Origin of the sequence: Stenotrophomonas geniculata (genome assembly GCF_034508895.1) — a bacterium.
Classification (GTDB): Bacteria; Pseudomonadota; Gammaproteobacteria; order Xanthomonadales; family Xanthomonadaceae; genus Stenotrophomonas; species Stenotrophomonas geniculata.
The window spans coordinates 42,686-59,330 of record NZ_CP140571.1 but is presented as its reverse complement, the minus strand read 5'-3'; the positions used below and the strand labels follow the sequence as shown (position 1 = coordinate 59,330).

Genomic DNA, 16,645 nt, shown 5'->3' with positions numbered 1-16,645 from the left:
CAGGCGCGAATCGCCGGTATCAGCCCACCCACAGCGACACGACGATCCATAGCGCCAGCGCAATCATCAGGAGCCCTGCGGCGCGCTCCAGCCAGGGCAGGGCGCGTGCGAATCGGCCCAGCACCCACGGGTGGCCGACCAGCGCGGCTACCAGCAGATCCCATAGCAGGACGATGCCGAACATCCACGCGCCATAGAAGAACTTCGTTGCGGTGCTGGCCTGCGGACCGTTGAGCATTGCCGCCAACGTTGCGTAGAACAGCGCATTCTTCGGGTTCAGCAGCGCAGACAGGGCGCCCAGCCCTGCCGCCTTCCACCATCCGTGGGCACCGTCCGCTCGCGATCCGGCGGCAGCGTCAGATGCCTGCAGCGTCGTCGAACCCGCATGGCGCAGGAACAGCGTGCCGAGGTACAGCAGGAACCCGCAGCCCGCCAACTGCACCGCAATGAACCCTGCGCTACCTGCGCGCAGCATGGCCATTCCGGTGAAGGCGGCCACGATGAAGACGCCATTTCCGAGGGCGATGCCTGCGCAGGCGCCACTGGCGGTGCGCCAGCCAGAGGTGATCGCAGTGCGCGCAACAAGGAAGAAGTCGGGGCCGGGTGAGAGCAGGGCGAGAAAATGTACGGTGGCGATGACCAGGAACTGTTCCATCGGGTCCGGCGGCGGCTGGCGGGGGCGCCAGTGTGGGGATGCGCCGCGCGATGGTATTGAACGTTATTGCAGGCTCAGCGCCGGTACTGGCCCGGGGTCGCACCGGCGTGGGCCTTGAAGACCCGCTGGAAATGGCTCTGGTCGGCGAACCCCAATGCATGGGCGACCACGGCCAGTGCCTGCCCTTCGCACAGCCGCCGCCGGGCCTCCTGGATGCGCTGGTCGATCTGCCAGGCGTGCGGGGTCAGGCCCGTGGCACGCCGGAAGGCGCGGATCAGCTGGTAGCGGCTCATGCCTGCCAGCGATGCCAGCTCCTGCAGGGCCGGGGTGTGTTCGAGCCGCTGGCGCAGAACGTCCATCACCGGCTGCAGCCGCTGCTGTAATGCGGCATCTTCAGGCGGGCCAGCCACGGCTACACCATCGTGTTCATCCAGATCGCCGACGAACGCGATCAGGGCCGCTTCCTTGACGCTGACCGGATCGTCGGAGAACAGCGTCTGGTTGAGCTGGCAGTACTGCTGGTAGCGCGCGCGATGGTTGGAAATCCGGATCGGTTCCTGCTGCCAGTCGGGTTCGGGCAGGTCGTCATACTCAGCGCGGACCTCGGCCATCCAGCGCGCGTCCAGATGCAGCATCTGGTAGCTCCAGACCTGGCCGGGCAGGGGGTTGCAGGCATGCACGCGGCCTGCAGGTACGCCGACCAGGCTGCCAGGCTGCAGCAGGCGCGGTCCTTCCACAGCACCGGTGAACAGGCTGCTGCCGGCGTCCACGGCGCCGATCGAGAAGGTGTCATGGCTGTGCGGGCGATGGCAGGCGCGGCTGTCGCACGCCCGTCGGCTTTCGACGAAGGGCATGCGCGGGTCACGCCAGAATTCGGTGGCAGAGCGCATGCAGCGGTTCCGGGATGCAGGGGGCAACGCCCGCATGGTGCCATGTTCGGGGCAAGGCGCGGCGAAGGTGTCTGCGCGATAATGCGGCCATGAGCATCCAAGAGCTTTCCCCCGCGCAGGCGTGCGAGCGCCTGGCCCACGGCGCGGTGCTGATCGATGTGCGCGAGGCCCACGAACGGGCCGGAGGCATGGCCGAGGGCGCGCGCGGCGTGGCCAAGGGCGAGCTGCAGGCCAACCCGGCCGCGCATCTGCCGCGGCACGACCAGGAGATCCTGCTGATCTGCCAGAGCGGCAAGCGCTCGGTCGATGCCGCGCAGTTCCTGCTGGAGGCCGGCTACACAAACGTCGCTTCCGTGACGGGCGGCACCGTGGCCTGGCGCGAGCAGTCGCTACCGCTGGTGCAGCCGCTGGCCAGCGCCGCCGACCGCGACTTCTACGACCGTTATTCGCGGCACCTGCTGTTGCCACAGGTAGGCGAGGCCGGCCAGCGCCGGTTGCAGCAGTCGCGCGTGCTGGTGCTGGGCGCGGGCGGGCTGGGTGCCCCGGCCGGCTTCTACCTGGCCGCCGCGGGGGTGGGGCGCCTGCGCTTCGCCGACCACGACCGCGTGGAGCGCAGCAACCTGCATCGGCAGATCGTGCATACCGAAGCCAGCGTCGGACAGTTCAAGGTTGATTCGGCGCGCGAGCGGTTGCTGGCGCTGAACCCGTCGATCGAGGTCGAGGCCGTGCCCGAGCGGGTCACCTCCGAGAACGTGGATGCGCTGCTGGAGGGCGTGGACGTGGTGCTGGATGGGTCGGACAACTTCCCGCTGCGCTACCTGCTCAACGACGCCTGCATCAAGCACGCCAAGCCGCTGGTGTATGCCGCCATCGAGCGCTTCGACGGCCAGGTCAGCGTGTTTGATGCCGGTCGCCAGCGTGGCGTGGCACCGTGCTATCGCTGCCTGTTCCCGGAACCGCCGCCGCCGGAGTTCGCGCCGAACTGTTCCGAGGCCGGGGTGCTGGGTGTGCTGCCTGGCCTGGCCGGCGTGCTGCAGGCCACCGAGGTGCTGAAGCTGCTGCTGGGCATCGGCGAACCGCTGGTGGGGCGGCTGCTGCGCTTCGATGCGCTGGGCATGCGCTTCCGCGAGACCGGCATCCGGCCGGACCCGCATTGCCCGGTGTGTGCGCCGGGCGTGCCGTTCCCGGGGTATATCGATTACGCCGCGTTCTGCCGGGGTGGGTAACCCCGGCCGGGGATTGATCCACGCCATGCGTGGATGAATGTGTCTGGTTTCGGGATGATGCTGGGTATCGCTCCCATCATCGTTCCACCTCCAAGACAATCCGGCGCAACATGCGTGCTATTGCCGTCATCGGCATTGCTCTATTGTTGAACCCGATTCTGGATCTTGGGGAAAACACCGCATGGCGGTAGAAGCAGCGACCAGCGAGCTGGTCAAGGTCGTCGCCCTGCTGGGCGCGGCGGTGGTGATGGTGCCTTTGTTCCGCCGGGCCGGCCTGGGCTCGGTGCTGGGCTACTTCGCCGCTGGCCTGGCGATCGGACCGTTCGGGCTGGGCTGGTTCTCCGACCCGCAGGCCATCCTGCATACCGCCGAACTCGGCGTGGTGATGTTCCTGTTCGTGATCGGCCTGGAAATGCGGCCCTCGCACCTGTGGAGCCTGCGAAAGGAAATCTTCGGGCTGGGCACGCTGCAGATCGCCACCTGCGCGCTGGTGCTGACCAGCATCGCCAAGCTGTTCGGCCTGCCGTGGCAGGTGGCCTTCATCGGCGCCACCGGCTTCGTGCTCACCTCCACCGCGGTGGTGATGCAGCTGCTGGCCGAGCGCGGTGACATCGCGCTGCCGTCGGGGCAGAAGATCGTCTCCATCCTGCTGTTCGAAGACCTGCTGATCGTGCCGTTGCTGGCGCTGGTGGCCTGGATGGGCCCCAGTGCGGGCAGTGCCGATGGCGAGGGTTCGCGCTGGCTGTCGGTGGCGATCGGCGTCGGTGCCATCGTCGGCCTGGTGCTGGTCGGCCGCTTCCTGCTCAACCCGTTGTTCCGCGTGCTGGCCGAATCGAAGGCGCGCGAGGTGATGACCGCCGCCGCGCTGCTGGTGGTACTGGGTGCAGCGCTGCTGATGCAGCTGTCCGGCCTGTCGATGGCGATGGGCGCGTTCCTGGCCGGCGTGCTGTTGAGCGAATCGACCTTCCGCCACCAGATCGAAGCGGACATCGAACCGTTCCGCGGCATCCTGCTCGGCCTGTTCTTCCTCAGCGTGGGCATGGCGCTGGACCTGGGCGTGGTGGCGGGCAACTGGCAGCTGATCCTGGGCCTGGTGCTGGCGTTGATGGCGGCCAAGGCGCTGTGCATCTATGTGGTCGCGCGCATCATGGGCAGCGACCACGCGCAGGCGCTGGACCGTGGCGTGCTGATGGCGCAGGGCGGCGAGTTCGCCTTCGTGTTGTTCTCCGCCGCGGCATCGGCCGGCGTGATCAACCTGGAGATCAATGCCAACTTCACTGCCGTGGTGGTGCTGTCGATGGCGCTGACGCCGCTGGTGGTGCTGCTCTACAAGCGCATCGCGCCGAAGCCGACGGTGAACATGGACGGCGTGGACGAGGCCGAGGGCCTGTCCGGCAGCGTGCTGCTGATCGGCTTCGGCCGCTTCGGCCAGGTTGCCAGCCAGTCGCTGCTGGCGCGCGACGTGGACGTGACCATCATCGACAACGATGTGGAGATGATCCAGAGCGCCGCGCGGTTCGGCTTCAAGATCTATTACGGCGACGGCACGCGGTTGGATGTGCTGCATGCTTCGGGCGCGGCCACCGCACGTGCGATTGCGGTGTGCGTGGACAAGGCCGAGGCGGCTGATCGCATTGTTGAGCTGGTGTCGCACGAGTTCCCGCAGGCCAAGCTGATGGTGCGCTCGTTCGACCGCGAGCATTCGCTGCGGTTGATTCATGCCGGCGTCGATTTCCAGATCCGCGAGACGTTCGAGTCGGCGGTGCTGTTCGGCCAGGCCGCGCTGGTGGAGCTGGGTGCGGACGAAGACGATGCGGTGGAGATTGCCGAGCAGATCCGTCGCCGCGATGCCGAGCGCTTCGAGCTGGAAATTGCCGGTGGTGGTTTGAATGCCGGCGCGCGGATGATCTACGGCAACAGCCCGCAGGGCGTGCCGACGCCGACGCCGTTCACCGCGCCGAAGCGGGAGAGCAAGACACTGAACCCGCAGGATGTGCCGGAAGAGGAAGAGTAGAGCCGAGCCCATGCTCGGCTGCTCTTCGGCCAAATTGCGATGGACCCCCCCGGTGCGCGCGTAAGCCGAGCGCAGGCTCGGCTCTACAAGGGCGGGCGGATCGGTGCCGTGGCGGTGGGCGAGGGGGCCTGAATCAGGGACAATAGCGTCCCCGCCGCCCCACGCCTGCTCCCGATGACTGATTCCGCCGCCCCGCATCCTGCCCGCATCCTCGATGGCCGCCGTATCGCCGAGGACCTGCTCGACAGCCTGAAGGTGCGCGTCGACGCCCGCGTGGCCGCCGGTGGCAGCCGTCCGGGCCTGGCCGTGGTGCTGGTCGGTGGCGACCCGGCCTCGACCGTGTACGTGCGCAACAAGCGCCGTGCCGCCGAGAAGGTCGGCATCGAGGCGCATGACTACGATCTGCCGGCCGGTACCACCGAGGCCGAGCTGCTCGACCTCATCGACCAGCTCAACGCCGATCCGAAGATCAACGGCATCCTGATCCAGCTGCCGCTGCCGGGCATCCCCGACGCGCGCCGGCTGATCCAGCGCATCGACCCGCGCAAGGACGTGGACGGCTTCCACCCGGAAAACGTCGGCCACCTGGCCCTGCGCGAGTTCGGCCTGCGCCCGTGCACCCCGCGCGGCATCACCACGCTGCTGGGCCACACCGACCAGCCGGTGCGTGGCCGCAACGCCACCATCGTGGGCGTGAGCAACCACGTCGGCCGCCCGATGGGCCTGGAGCTGCTGATCGCCGGCTGCACCGTGACCAGCTGCCACAAGTTCACCCCCAAGGACGTGCTGGAACAGGCCGTGCGCAACGCCGACATCCTGGTGGTGGCGGTGGGCCGCCCGGGCATCGTGCCGGGCGAATGGGTGAAGCCGGGCGCGGTGGTGATCGACGTGGGCATCAACCGCTTGGATGACGGCCGCTTGGTGGGCGATGTTGGGTTTGAAGCGGCTGCCCAGCGGGCCAGCTGGATCACCCCGGTGCCGGGCGGTGTCGGCCCGATGACCGTGGCTACGTTGATGCAGAACACCCTGGAAGCGGCGGAAGCCTCCTGAGGGTAGCGCCGGGCCATGCCCGGCGGATGTTTGCGGCGCCGCTGCGCTCGCCGGGCATGGCCCGGCGCTACCGGGGTTGCATTGATGCCCCGCGATTCCCGGCGACCCGCTCCTGGTAGGTGCCAACCTTGGTTGGCACACATCCGTCGGGGCCATCGGCCCATCTGGGGTACCGGTGCCGGACGGGTTGTGCCAACCAAGGTTGGCACCCAACCAAACCCCCCTGAACCAATCACCGCCCGCGCGACACTGCGTCGCATCTACCCCCTGCCACGCGGCGCGAAAACAGGGTAAAATGTCGCGCTTCCCCACATCTCGGGTATGCCGATGCTGCGCATCCAGGCTGAAGCACTCACTTACGACGACGTCTCGCTCGTCCCCGCCCACTCGACCATCCTGCCCAAGGACGTCAACCTCGAAACGCGGTTGACCCGAGACCTGAAGCTGAAGCTTCCGATCCTGTCCGCCGCCATGGATACCGTCACCGAAGCCCGTCTGGCCATCGCCATGGCCCAGCTCGGCGGCATGGGCATCATCCACAAGAATCTCAGCCTGGAACAGCAGGCCGCGGAAGTGGCCAAGGTCAAGAAGTTCGAGGCCGGCGTCATCCGCGACCCGATCACCGTCGGCCCGGAAACCACCATCCGCGACGTGCTGGCCCTGACCCAGGCGCACAACATCTCCGGCGTGCCGGTGGTGGGCAGCGACGGCCAGCTGGCCGGCATCGTGACCCACCGCGACATGCGCTTCGAGACCGAGCTGGACGATCCGGTCCGCCACATCATGACCAAGAAGGATCGCCTGATCACGGTCAAGGAAGGCGCCGCGTCTGACGAAGTGCTGCAGCTGCTGCACCGCAACCGCATCGAAAAGGTGCTGGTGGTCAATGATTCGTTCGAACTGCGTGGCCTGATCACCGTCAAGGACATCCAGAAGAACACCGACTTCCCGAACGCTGCCAAGGATCTGTCGACCCGCCTGCTGGTCGGCGCTGCCGTCGGCGTGGGTGGCGATACCGATCGCCGCGTGGAAGCGCTGGTCGCCGCCGGCGTGGACGTGATCGTGGTCGATACCGCGCACGGCCACTCGCAGGGCGTGCTGGACCGCGTCAGCTGGGTCAAGAAGAACTTCCCGAACGTGCAGGTCATCGGTGGCAACATCTGCACCGGCGAAGCCGCACTGGCGCTGCTGGACAGCGGCGCGGACGCCGTGAAGGTCGGCATCGGCCCGGGCTCGATCTGCACCACCCGCGTCGTCGCCGGCGTCGGCGTGCCGCAGGTGACCGCCATCGACCTGGTGGCCGAAGCGCTGCAGGACCGCATCCCGCTGATCGCCGACGGTGGCATCCGCTACTCGGGCGACATCGGCAAGGCGCTGGCCGCCGGTGCCTCGACCATCATGGTTGGTGGCCTGCTGGCCGGTACCGAGGAATCGCCGGGCGAGACCGAACTGTACCAGGGCCGTTCGTACAAGAGCTACCGCGGCATGGGTTCGCTGGCTGCCATGGAGAAGGGGTCGAAGGACCGCTACTTCCAGGACGCCGCCACCGCCGACAAGCTGGTGCCGGAAGGCATTGAAGGCCGCGTGCCGTATCGCGGCCCGGTGGGCGGCATCATCCACCAGCTGATGGGCGGCCTGCGCGCCACCATGGGCTACGTGGGCTGCGCCACCATCGAAGACATGCGCAGCAAGCCCAAGTTCGTGAAGATCAGCGGCGCCGGCCAGCGTGAGAGCCACGTCCACGACGTGACCATCACCAAAGAGCCGCCGAACTACCGCGCCTGATGCGCTTGCGAACTGCTCTTGCGATTACGGGCAGCCTGCTGATGGCAGGCTGTTCGGTGTCCGAACCGCCGCCGCGCTCCGGGTCTCCGGGCGCGGCGGTTTCGCAATTGCAGGACGTGCAGAAGTGCCAGAATTCATTCTCCCTGCCGGAAGGCTGGCGCATGGAGGCCGCCGGTGAGCAGCGCTGGCTGCTGAAAGGCACGGGTGTGCGCCCGCTGCAGGTGATCCTGCAGTGCGTTACCGGACTGGGCCACCTCTTTGAAGATCCCAGGGTGATCGCAGAGCTGGGGCCGCTGGAGCCGAGCCGGATGAACGTGCGCTTCGTCGCATGGGGCGACCCCGAACAACCCGGCTACCCCATGCGCGCCCTGCAACGGCGTTTCGTGCCTGGCACCGAAGTGCAGGAAGTCGCGGATCTGCCGCGCGCTGACCCCAACAACCGGCAGGCGCCACAGGGCCTGCTGATGCTGCGCTGGGACGAGGAAGACTCCTCACATATTCAACAACGCGAGGCGTTCATCGCCACGCTGACGCAGAGCCTTGAAGCGCCGGGCACTGCGAAAAACACCACTGGAACGGCACCATGACCAACATCCATAACGACAAGATCCTCATCCTCGATTTCGGCGCGCAGTACACGCAGCTGATCGCCCGCCGCATCCGCGAGCTGGGCGTCTACTGCGAAATCTGGGCGTGGGACCACAACCCGGCCGAGATCGCCGCGTTCGGCGCCAAGGGCATCATCCTGTCCGGTGGCCCGGAATCGACCACGCTGCCGGGTGCGCCGGCCGCGCCGCAGGAAGTGTTCGACAGCGGCCTGCCGATCTTCGGCATCTGCTACGGCATGCAGACCCTGGCCGCGCAGCTGGGCGGTGCCACCGAAGCGGCGGATCAGCGCGAATTCGGCCACGCCGAAGTGAACGTGATCAACCCGGATGCACTGTTCAAGGGCCTGAGCGACCACGGCGGCGAGCCGAAGCTGAATGTCTGGATGAGCCACGGCGACCACGTCTCCGTTGCACCGCCGGGCTTCACCATCACCGCCACCACCGACCGCATTCCGGTGGCCGCCATGGCCAACGAAGAGAAGCGCTGGTACGGCGTGCAGTTCCACCCGGAAGTGACCCACACCCTGCAGGGCCAGGCGCTGCTGCGCCGCTTCGTGGTGGATGTGTGCGGCTGCCAGACCCTGTGGACCGCCGCCAACATCATCGACGACCAGATCGCCCGCGTGCGCGAACAGGTGGGCGATGACGAAGTGATCCTGGGCCTGTCCGGCGGCGTCGATTCGTCCGTGGTGGCTGCGCTGCTGCACAAGGCCATCGGCGAGAAGCTGACCTGCGTGTTCGTGGATACCGGCCTGCTGCGCTGGCAGGAAGGCGACCAGGTGATGGCGATGTTCGCCGAGCACATGGGCGTGAAGGTGGTGCGCGTGAATGCCGCCGACCGTTACTTCGCCGCGCTGGAAGGCGTGAGCGACCCGGAAGCCAAGCGCAAGATCATCGGCAACCTGTTTGTTGAGATCTTCGACGAAGAGTCGAACAAGCTGAAGAACGCCAAGTGGCTGGCGCAGGGCACCATCTACCCGGACGTCATCGAGTCGGCCGGCAGCAAGACCGGCAAGGCGCACGTGATCAAGAGCCACCACAACGTGGGCGGCCTGCCGGAGCACATGAAGCTGGGCCTGGTGGAGCCGCTGCGCGAGCTGTTCAAGGACGAAGTGCGCCGCCTGGGCGTTGAGCTGGGCCTGCCACGCACCATGGTCTACCGCCATCCGTTCCCGGGCCCGGGCCTGGGCGTGCGCATCCTGGGCGAAGTGAAGCGCGAGTACGCCGAGCTGCTGGCCAAGGCCGACGCCATCTTCATTGATGAGCTGCGCAAGGCGGATCTGTACGACAAGACCAGCCAGGCGTTTGCCGTGTTCCTGCCGGTGAAGTCGGTGGGCGTGGTGGGCGATGCGCGGGCTTATGAGTGGGTGATTGCGCTAAGGGCGGTGGAGACGATCGACTTCATGACGGCGCACTGGGCGCATCTGCCGTATGAGTTCTTGGGGACGGTGAGTAACCGGATCATCAATGAGTTGCGGGGGGTGTCGCGGGTGGTTTATGACATCTCGGGGAAGCCGCCGGCGACTATTGAGTGGGAATGAGCTGAAAGAACTAGGGCGCCGAGAGGCGCCCTTTTTTGCGTCTCATAACGGCTACAAATGAAGAATGCGCAAGTCTAAATGAGCTATGCTAAGGCGTCGATGTGATTGAGCACAAAAGTGGCGCAGTCGCTCTTGATGGCGGGGCGCTGCAAATTGCGGGATCTTTCGGAAAATATAGATTTCGATTGAATTCGCAGGTGAAGAAGATGACGGTGGGCGGCTTCTACATCAATAGTGGTTCAATCGCGTAAAATATCAAGAAATTGGGGTATTAGGAAATGCCGGCAGATTTGCAGAGTTTCTTTGAGGCTGACTTCCCTGCATCGTTGTTTCCTCTAAAAACAAATATGTTGATGATGAAATATAATTCATCCGGCATAGATAACTTTGTTAAAAAAATACTTTCTGAGAAGAGTGAATTTAAGGACTTTGTGTTCTTGGCGCAGACTAAGGCTCACGCCGCCAAGCCGCGAAACCACCTGAGGCGCACTGCGGTTTTAGATCCTGTTGCGACCTTCTTTGTTTATGATTTCGTTTTTAGAAACAGAGCAGTATTTGGTCGGACGGATAAGCCGAATCGTCAGTCGTTTGGCTACAAGTTTGAAGGCCAGTCCCCTGTTTCAGTTCACAAGGCTTTCGAGGAGTTCTCTTTCGAAGTTTCTTTGGCGGAGGTTTTGTATGGCCACTCCATAGGTTTCGACGTTGCTTCCTATTTCAATTCTATCTACCACCATGATATTGGTCATTGGTTGCTTGAGTTGGATGGGCTGGCTGAGGAAGATGCGCTGGCGATGACTCGTTTTCTTCGGGAAGCTAACAGAGGACGGTCTATCGACTGTCTGCCGCAAGGGATTTACCCAACGAAGTTGATTGGAAGCGCGTTCCTCGATTTTATTGAGAGTAATAGTCAGCTGCGCTGCGCAAAGACTCTTCGGTTCATGGATGATATTCACCTCTTCGATGATAGTGGTGAGGTGTTGGTTAAGGACTTTGTCCTAATACAAAAATTATTTGGACAGGTCGCGCTAAATCTAAACCCGACAAAAACATCCTATGACGGATCTGTTAGGCCTTTGGATACTAAGCTCTCAAAAATAAAGATGGAGCTTAACTCCATCATTGATCCCGAACCCAGGTCTAGGTACTTGGGATCAGGTGTGGATTTCGACATGGACGAGGACGAAGACGAAGACGAGTTCGAGGACGAGGACGAGGAAGAGGACGAGGAAGAGGACGAGGAAGAGGACGAGGAAGAGGACGAGGAAGAGGACGAGGAAGAGGACGAGGAAGAGGACGAGGAAGAGGACGAGGAAGAGGACGAGGAAGAGGACGAGGAAGAGGACGAGGAAGAGGACGAGGAAGAGGAAGAGGACGAGGAAGAGGACGAGGAAGAGGACGAGGAAGAGGAAGAGGACGAGGAAGAGGAAGAGGACGAGGAAGAGGAAGAGGAAGAGGAAGAGGAAGAGGAAGAGGAAGAGGAAGAGGAAGAGGAAGAGGAAGAGGAAGAGGAAGCTGGGCGCTCCGTTGGTGCGGGCTTTCAGAATGGCACGAAGAAGATTAGCTCTGGTCATCTTTCCGCTGATCAGCGGGAAAGATTATTTGAACTTCTTATGGATTCGCGAGCCGAAGAGGAAGATGTCGAGCGGATTCTCTCCGTCCTGCTAGAGGATACTTCGTCACTTGTTGAGGCGGTCCCGGTTTTGCTCGGGCGATATCCAAATATTGTCAAGCAGCTGTATAAGGTGGTTGGATTGATTGAGGATAAGCAGTCTCTCGCTGTTGGCATTAGAAAGATGCTGGTCGAGCGCAGGGCTCATCTGTTGGAATATCAACTATTCTGGATCGCTGTAATAGCCGAGGATCATCTCTCGGAGACTGACGATTTTGGTGTCATCGTTATGCGAGTATATGAGATGGCGGCAGATTCGGAGATTGTTCGGGCAAAGATTCTCGAAATTCCGGATCAAACATTTGGTCTGAAGGAGATTCGTGAAGCCATATTGATGACCGGGGCGTCGAATTGGGCCTCTTGGGCAAGTGCAATTGGGGCCAGAACCTTGCCGAAAGCAAAAAGAAATCAAATGCTAAAATACTTTGAGAAAAATTCTCCAATTAATAAGCTTGTCTCTGATTGCGTCAGGAACTTGCCTTAATTATTGATTTTTTCAATTTTTCGCTTATCTAATAAGGTAATGATGTTGGGTGTTGGGTGTTGGGTGTTGGGTGTTGGGTGTTGAATTTTTGAATTTTTGAATTTTTGAATTTTTGAATTTTTGAATTTCTGTTGATCTGATGCTGTGGTCTAGCTCCACGAAATAAGAGTAAATCCTGCGGTATGTTTATGCTGAGGACAATGGGCGGCTGCGGATGCTTATGTGCGGACCCAGTGATCTAGTGTCCCTCTAGTCTATTGTGATGTACAAGTCGGAGATTTTGGGATGACTCAAGAAGATGCAACCCTGTTCGCTGCTGTCATTGCTGCTGTGTTTTCCATAATTGCCTTATTCGTTTCCTCGCATCTTGCAAGGCTCTCCGACCTAAGGACTACGAGAAGAAATGCTCTATCTGGAGATTTTACCGAACTGGGAAATAGGCTATATCAGCTTGTTGCGCTATCTGTAAAGATGAGTCAATGCAAAACGGACTTGAGCTTTGCTGCTACACGAGCGCAAGCTGATGCGGTTGCAAAAGAGATTGACAAGATTAGGCTGAAAACGCGATACCCGCTCTGGGGGATGGATTCTGGATTCAGAACGATTAAATGGATGCCTGTTTATATTGCGCACATGAAGGACAAGCGCACGGATCGGAGAACAAAGAATTTGCTTGCTCTTGGTACCAATCTCCGTGAGTCAATGGATGTTGCTATTTGTCACGCATACTTCCATGGGCAGCAGCCTAAGTTAATCCAAAGGTATCGCATTGAGTTTCGCGCCTACCGACTTCGACGATACTTCAATAAGGGAAAGTTCCCGGTGGGTAATTCTGCCTAACCATTTGTTCCGGCTCGACCTTTTCGAGCGGTTCGGCTTTACCCCCAACTCCGAAGTTCCCCTCTGGAAGCGAGATTGTGTCTCTGGGGCACATTAGGTGTGAAAATCACTCCGGCCTCACCTCCCGGCAAGCCCACTCGACCAGCCCCCGGCAAGCCAGAAACAGCCCATCCACAACCCCTTCATCCAAATGCCGCTCCGGCTCCGCTGCCACCCGGCAGCGGTCCGCCGCATGCAGCAGCTCCAGCACCGTCAGGGCCCCCACTATCGCACGCTCGGTCCTCGCCAGGCTCACGCGGCGGCCGGGTGATACGTCGGTTTCTGGCCAAGGGTGACCATCCGCTCCCTCGCAGCCGCGCATGCGCTTGAGGATGCCGAGGAGGGAGTTCAGGTCGGGCAGGGGAGTGTCGTCGTTGATGGGTTCAACAACGGTGTACGAAGAGAAGGTGTCGGCTTCGTTCATGGCGTCAGCTTCCGTGGCTGTGCTTAACAGCGCCACCGCGAAGAGGTGGCGGACGGTGCGGGTTCCAAACCGGGACAGACAGTTGTCAATAACCGGCGGGTCCGAAGACCCCCACGCACCGCCCGCCATAAAGGCCGACGGATTGCCCGCCGGCACCGGTTAAGGACGGTGCCGACGGGCAAGCGTAAACAACTATCTGTCTCGGGTTTGGACGCCCGCTGCCACCCGTTGTCGGTGGCGCGCCATGATGTTTACGCAGCCGCTTCGAATGCCAATAGAAATTCGCGAAGGAATCGCTGAATCCGAGAGCGAAGAACTATTGTTGCACGCACCAATCGTGCGACACGCGACGCCAGCAGACGCATTCGCGCAGCTGCTCTGTTGATACCGAATCAAAGTGGCGCAATCGCCCGCACCACAAGCGCATAGCGCGATGGCCTTCTTTGCAACAGTTCTTAGTGCGACTCGGCAGGCAACGGCACGCGATCAGCCGCACACCCCGAAAAGCGGTTCAAACCCGACATCGCCAGCGAACCTTGCGGCCTCAGCCAGCGCCATCCTCAGTAGGTCCCGCATTCCCCACCAGCAACTCAATCATCGCCCGCGCCGCCGCCGACTGCCGCCGATGCGGCGCATAGATCACCGAGAACGGCCGCGATCTCCCGCGCAGCTGCGGCAGCACTTCCACCAGCTGCCGGCGCCGCAGTCGCTCGCGCACGATGAACGCATAGCTCTGGCAGATGCCGATGCCCTGTTCGGCCAGCGAGACCACGCCCAGCACGTCGTCGGAGGTCTCGATGGACGAACGCGGCAGCCAGTCCACATCGCGCCCGTCGTCCTGAAAGATCCACGGGGCCAGCCGCCCGGTGCGCGGCATCACAAACGGCAGGCACAGGTGCTGCTGCAGGTCGTCCAGCGTCTGCGGCGTCCCCCGGCGTTGCAGGTACTCCGGCGAAGCCACCAGCACCAAAGGCGCATCTTCCAACTTGCGCCCCACCAGCCCGCTGTCCGGCAGCTGGCCCAGGCGGATGGCCAGGTCGAAGCCTTCGGCCACCAGGTCCACGTTGCGGTTGGTGATGTTCAGTTCCACCTGCACCTGCGGGTACTGCTGCGCAAAGCGCGCCAGCACGGGCGGCAGCCGGTAGTGGCCGTAGGTGGTGGGCACGCTCAGGCGCACGCGGCCGGCCAGCGCACCGTCCTGGGCCAGTACGTCGCGCTCGGCATCGTTCAGCAGGCCGAAGGCGGTGCGCACCTGTTCCAGATAGAGCCGCCCGGCGTCGGTCAGGCCCACGCGGCGGGTGGTCCGCTGCAGCAGCTGCCGGCCCAGTCGCGCTTCCAGACGGGTGACCGCGCGGCTCAGCACCGAGGGCGTGGTGGACAGCGCCACCGCGCCGGCGGTGAACGAGCCGTGCTCGACCACTGCCAGGAACACCTCCACATCGCCCAAGTAGTCGAACTTGCGACTCATTTGGCTCTCCGGGGAACAGATGTTTTGCGATGGGGCCAATTTATCGCCGCTTGGGCGATGAATAAAGTGGCCACCATTCCCCGATAGGAGCTCCCCATGAACCTGATGACCCGGCTGGCCGCAGCGCTGGCCCTGACCCTGGCCGCCAGCGGCGCGCATGCCGCCAACGTGCTGGTGGTGCTGTCCGATGAAAACCACCTGGACCTGAAGGACGGCAAGGTGCTGTCCACCGGCTTCTATCTCAACGAGCTGATGCAGCCGGTCAAGCTGCTGTTGGACGCGGGCCACGAGGTGACCTTCGCCACGCCGCAGGGGCGGGCGCCGACGGTGGATGCGTCCTCGGTGACGCCGGCGTACTTCGGCAACGATGCGGCGCAGCTCAAACTGCACAAGGACCTACTGGAGAAACTGGCGCTGACCTCGCCGACGGCCTCGCCGGTGGTCAGCCTGGCGCGCATCGAGCAGCAGGGTTACGCGCGGTTCGATGCGGTTTACATTCCCGGTGGCCATGCGCCGATGCAGGACCTGCTGAAGAGCCCGGCGCTGGGCCGGCTGCTGGCCGACTTCCACCAGCGCAACAAGACCACCGCGCTGGTCTGCCACGGGCCGATTGCGCTGCTGTCCACGCTGCCGGATGCGGCGGGTTTCGTGGCGAAGCTGGAGGCGGGTGCGATGCCGGCCACGCCGAAGTGGATCTACAGCGGCTACCAGATGACGGTGATCAGCAACCAGGAAGAGGAGCAGGCCAAGCCGCTGCTGGGTGGTGGCGAGATGAAGTTCTACCCGCAGACTGCGTTGCAGCGGGCGGGGGGGAAGTTCAGCAGTAACACCACGCCGTGGACGGGGCATGTGGTGGTGGACCGCGAGTTGATTACCGGGCAGAACCCGGCTTCGGCGCTGGAGGTGGGGCAGCGGTTGGTGGGCGGTTGAAGTAAGGCGGGGCTCTGCACCGCATGCGGTGCCGTGGCACCATGGCGAACTGGCCTCGTCCTTCCGGGCGGGGCCGGTTTTCCACGGAAGCCCTACAACACGACATGCGAACGTCTTTTTTCATTCTCTCCGCCCTGTGCCTTGGCCTGCTGTCCGGCTGTGCCAGTGGCCCGGAAGAGCACGCCTCAAGCCGCGAAATCACCAGTGCGTTCGTGGCCGACGACGGCCAGCTGTACCTGCTGCCGCGCTATGACGAGCCGATGCGCTTCAATGCCGCGCCGTTCCGCGAGTACCGGGCGCTGATGGACAGCCCGCTGCGCGAGGCGGTGGCCTGCGCGCAGATGTACTTCCATGAGGATTGGCGCGACTCGGCCAACAAGGCCAAGGTGCACGGCAGCTATGCGCTGCTGCTGCGGCCGGAGCAGGTGACGGCGCAGCAGGCCGCGCAGTTCAAGCTGGAGCGGATTGAGGTCCCCTCGCGTGAGGCCAAGGCCGTGGAGGAGCGGGCGCGCTACTACCTGCCGATGGACCGGACCCGTTACGCGCTGGCGTTTGACCGGGCCTGCAATCTTTCAAGGAAGGGCGGCAGCTATTACAGCGCGCTGTTCGAGGGCGACGGCGAGCGGGTGAAGTTGCCGGATGCTGCGGCGCTGGCGGAGAAAGGGAAGCTGGCACAGCCGATCAGTGCACGGGCGCAGCGGATCCTGCCGGAGAGGGAGGACAAGCCGGGTGTGGGTTCGGCGGCGGGCAAGGTGCTCGGCGCGGCGTTGATCCCTGTGGCGGTGCCGGTGTTTGTGTTGAGCCTGCCGTTCCTGGGGCCGGATCATTGGAAGTGATGGGGCGTTGAAGCCAGAGCATCCACGCGTGGCGTGGATCTATTCGGGCCTTGCAAGTGCCTGAACGTTCATCCTGGAGATCTGTGTGCCCAGCACGCTGGAAACTGTTTTGAAGACCGTAGGTTTCATTGTCCTCGCGGCACTTCCGTTGGTGATCCTCTGGTTCACCCTTCGGCGAATGTCAGT

At 63.1% G+C, this 16,645-nt stretch carries 14 protein-coding genes; 10 read left to right on the top strand and 4 right to left on the bottom strand.

Annotated elements, in window-relative coordinates:
• Nucleotides 1–19 precede the first annotated feature (19 nt).
• Both RI032_RS00285 and RI032_RS00280 read right to left on the bottom strand, forming a co-directional pair.
• The gene (locus tag RI032_RS00285) at nucleotides 20–655 is read right to left on the bottom strand and encodes a LysE family translocator (RefSeq protein WP_100448379.1); all 636 of its coding nucleotides are present in this window, start codon (nucleotides 653–655) and stop codon (nucleotides 20–22) included.
• Nucleotides 656–729: 74 nt separating this feature from the next.
• Nucleotides 730–1,545: an AraC family transcriptional regulator gene (locus RI032_RS00280; protein WP_099559760.1), complete on the bottom strand. Its 816-nt coding sequence runs from the start codon at nucleotides 1,543–1,545 to the stop codon at nucleotides 730–732.
• Nucleotides 1,546–1,634: 89 nt separating this feature from the next.
• Here RI032_RS00280 and moeB point away from each other — a divergent pair, with 89 nt between their 5' ends.
• The 8 genes from moeB to RI032_RS00240 all read left to right on the top strand — a co-directional run bounded on the left by moeB (nucleotide 1,635) and on the right by RI032_RS00240 (nucleotide 12,762).
• Nucleotides 1,635–2,771, top strand: coding sequence for a molybdopterin-synthase adenylyltransferase MoeB (moeB, locus tag RI032_RS00275; RefSeq protein ID WP_322547681.1), 1,137 nt, complete (start codon nucleotides 1,635–1,637; stop codon nucleotides 2,769–2,771).
• A gap of 181 nt (nucleotides 2,772–2,952) precedes the next feature.
• On the top strand, nucleotides 2,953–4,785 hold the full coding sequence (locus RI032_RS00270; protein ID WP_197654852.1) for a monovalent cation:proton antiporter-2 (CPA2) family protein: 1,833 nt from the start codon (nucleotides 2,953–2,955) through the stop codon (nucleotides 4,783–4,785).
• A 174-nt stretch (nucleotides 4,786–4,959) separates the two neighbouring features.
• Complete coding sequence (folD, locus tag RI032_RS00265; RefSeq protein WP_111098732.1) at nucleotides 4,960–5,835, top strand: bifunctional methylenetetrahydrofolate dehydrogenase/methenyltetrahydrofolate cyclohydrolase FolD; 876 nt, start codon at nucleotides 4,960–4,962, stop codon at nucleotides 5,833–5,835.
• 327 nt (nucleotides 5,836–6,162) lie between these two features.
• Entirely contained in the window at nucleotides 6,163–7,620 is a 1,458-nt protein-coding gene (guaB, locus tag RI032_RS00260; RefSeq protein ID WP_005416248.1) for an IMP dehydrogenase, read from the top strand.
• Nucleotides 7,621–7,727: 107 nt separating this feature from the next.
• Entirely contained in the window at nucleotides 7,728–8,207 is a 480-nt protein-coding gene (locus RI032_RS00255) for a hypothetical protein (RefSeq protein ID WP_322548288.1), read from the top strand.
• The gene (gene guaA, locus RI032_RS00250) at nucleotides 8,204–9,769 is read left to right on the top strand and encodes a glutamine-hydrolyzing GMP synthase (RefSeq protein WP_005413109.1); all 1,566 of its coding nucleotides are present in this window, start codon (nucleotides 8,204–8,206) and stop codon (nucleotides 9,767–9,769) included. The genes RI032_RS00255 and guaA overlap by 4 nt, the downstream gene beginning before the upstream one ends.
• A 356-nt stretch (nucleotides 9,770–10,125) precedes the next feature.
• Nucleotides 10,126–11,922 (top strand): RNA-dependent RNA polymerase family protein, encoded by a 1,797-nt coding sequence (locus RI032_RS00245; RefSeq protein WP_322547680.1) that lies wholly within the window; start codon nucleotides 10,126–10,128, stop codon nucleotides 11,920–11,922.
• A 285-nt stretch (nucleotides 11,923–12,207) separates the two neighbouring features.
• Complete coding sequence (locus RI032_RS00240; protein ID WP_322547679.1) at nucleotides 12,208–12,762, top strand: hypothetical protein; 555 nt, start codon at nucleotides 12,208–12,210, stop codon at nucleotides 12,760–12,762.
• Nucleotides 12,763–12,868: 106 nt separating this feature from the next.
• Here RI032_RS00240 and RI032_RS00235 read toward each other — a convergent pair whose 3' ends face one another.
• Entirely contained in the window at nucleotides 12,869–13,225 is a 357-nt protein-coding gene (locus RI032_RS00235) for a hypothetical protein (RefSeq protein ID WP_322547678.1), read from the bottom strand.
• 544 nt (nucleotides 13,226–13,769) lie between these two features.
• Nucleotides 13,770–14,693, bottom strand: a complete 924-nt coding sequence (locus tag RI032_RS00230) for a LysR family transcriptional regulator (protein WP_322547677.1) — start codon at nucleotides 14,691–14,693, stop codon at nucleotides 13,770–13,772.
• 96 nt (nucleotides 14,694–14,789) lie between these two features.
• On the opposite strand from RI032_RS00230, the gene RI032_RS00225 reads away from it, so the two are divergent.
• Nucleotides 14,790–15,623, top strand: a complete 834-nt coding sequence (locus tag RI032_RS00225; RefSeq protein WP_322547676.1) for a type 1 glutamine amidotransferase domain-containing protein — start codon at nucleotides 14,790–14,792, stop codon at nucleotides 15,621–15,623.
• A gap of 104 nt (nucleotides 15,624–15,727) precedes the next feature.
• Nucleotides 15,728–16,459, top strand: a complete 732-nt coding sequence (locus RI032_RS00220; protein ID WP_322547675.1) for a hypothetical protein — start codon at nucleotides 15,728–15,730, stop codon at nucleotides 16,457–16,459.
• The last annotated feature ends 186 nt before the right edge of the window (nucleotides 16,460–16,645 follow it).

Coding starts and splice junctions, on each gene's coding strand:
- RI032_RS00285 (WP_100448379.1), bottom strand. CDS start 655: ATGGAACAGTTCCTGGTCATCGCCACCGTACATTTTCTCGCCCTGCTC.
- RI032_RS00225 (WP_322547676.1), top strand. CDS start 14,790: ATGAACCTGATGACCCGGCTGGCCGCAGCGCTGGCCCTGACCCTGGCC.
- RI032_RS00240 (WP_322547679.1), top strand. CDS start 12,208: ATGACTCAAGAAGATGCAACCCTGTTCGCTGCTGTCATTGCTGCTGTG.
- RI032_RS00235 (WP_322547678.1), bottom strand. CDS start 13,225: ATGAACGAAGCCGACACCTTCTCTTCGTACACCGTTGTTGAACCCATC.
- RI032_RS00245 (WP_322547680.1), top strand. CDS start 10,126: ATGAAATATAATTCATCCGGCATAGATAACTTTGTTAAAAAAATACTT.
- RI032_RS00280 (WP_099559760.1), bottom strand. CDS start 1,545: ATGCGCTCTGCCACCGAATTCTGGCGTGACCCGCGCATGCCCTTCGTC.
- RI032_RS00230 (WP_322547677.1), bottom strand. CDS start 14,693: ATGAGTCGCAAGTTCGACTACTTGGGCGATGTGGAGGTGTTCCTGGCA.
- guaB (WP_005416248.1), top strand. CDS start 6,163: ATGCTGCGCATCCAGGCTGAAGCACTCACTTACGACGACGTCTCGCTC.
- guaA (WP_005413109.1), top strand. CDS start 8,204: ATGACCAACATCCATAACGACAAGATCCTCATCCTCGATTTCGGCGCG.
- moeB (WP_322547681.1), top strand. CDS start 1,635: ATGAGCATCCAAGAGCTTTCCCCCGCGCAGGCGTGCGAGCGCCTGGCC.
- RI032_RS00270 (WP_197654852.1), top strand. CDS start 2,953: ATGGCGGTAGAAGCAGCGACCAGCGAGCTGGTCAAGGTCGTCGCCCTG.
- folD (WP_111098732.1), top strand. CDS start 4,960: ATGACTGATTCCGCCGCCCCGCATCCTGCCCGCATCCTCGATGGCCGC.
- RI032_RS00220 (WP_322547675.1), top strand. CDS start 15,728: ATGCGAACGTCTTTTTTCATTCTCTCCGCCCTGTGCCTTGGCCTGCTG.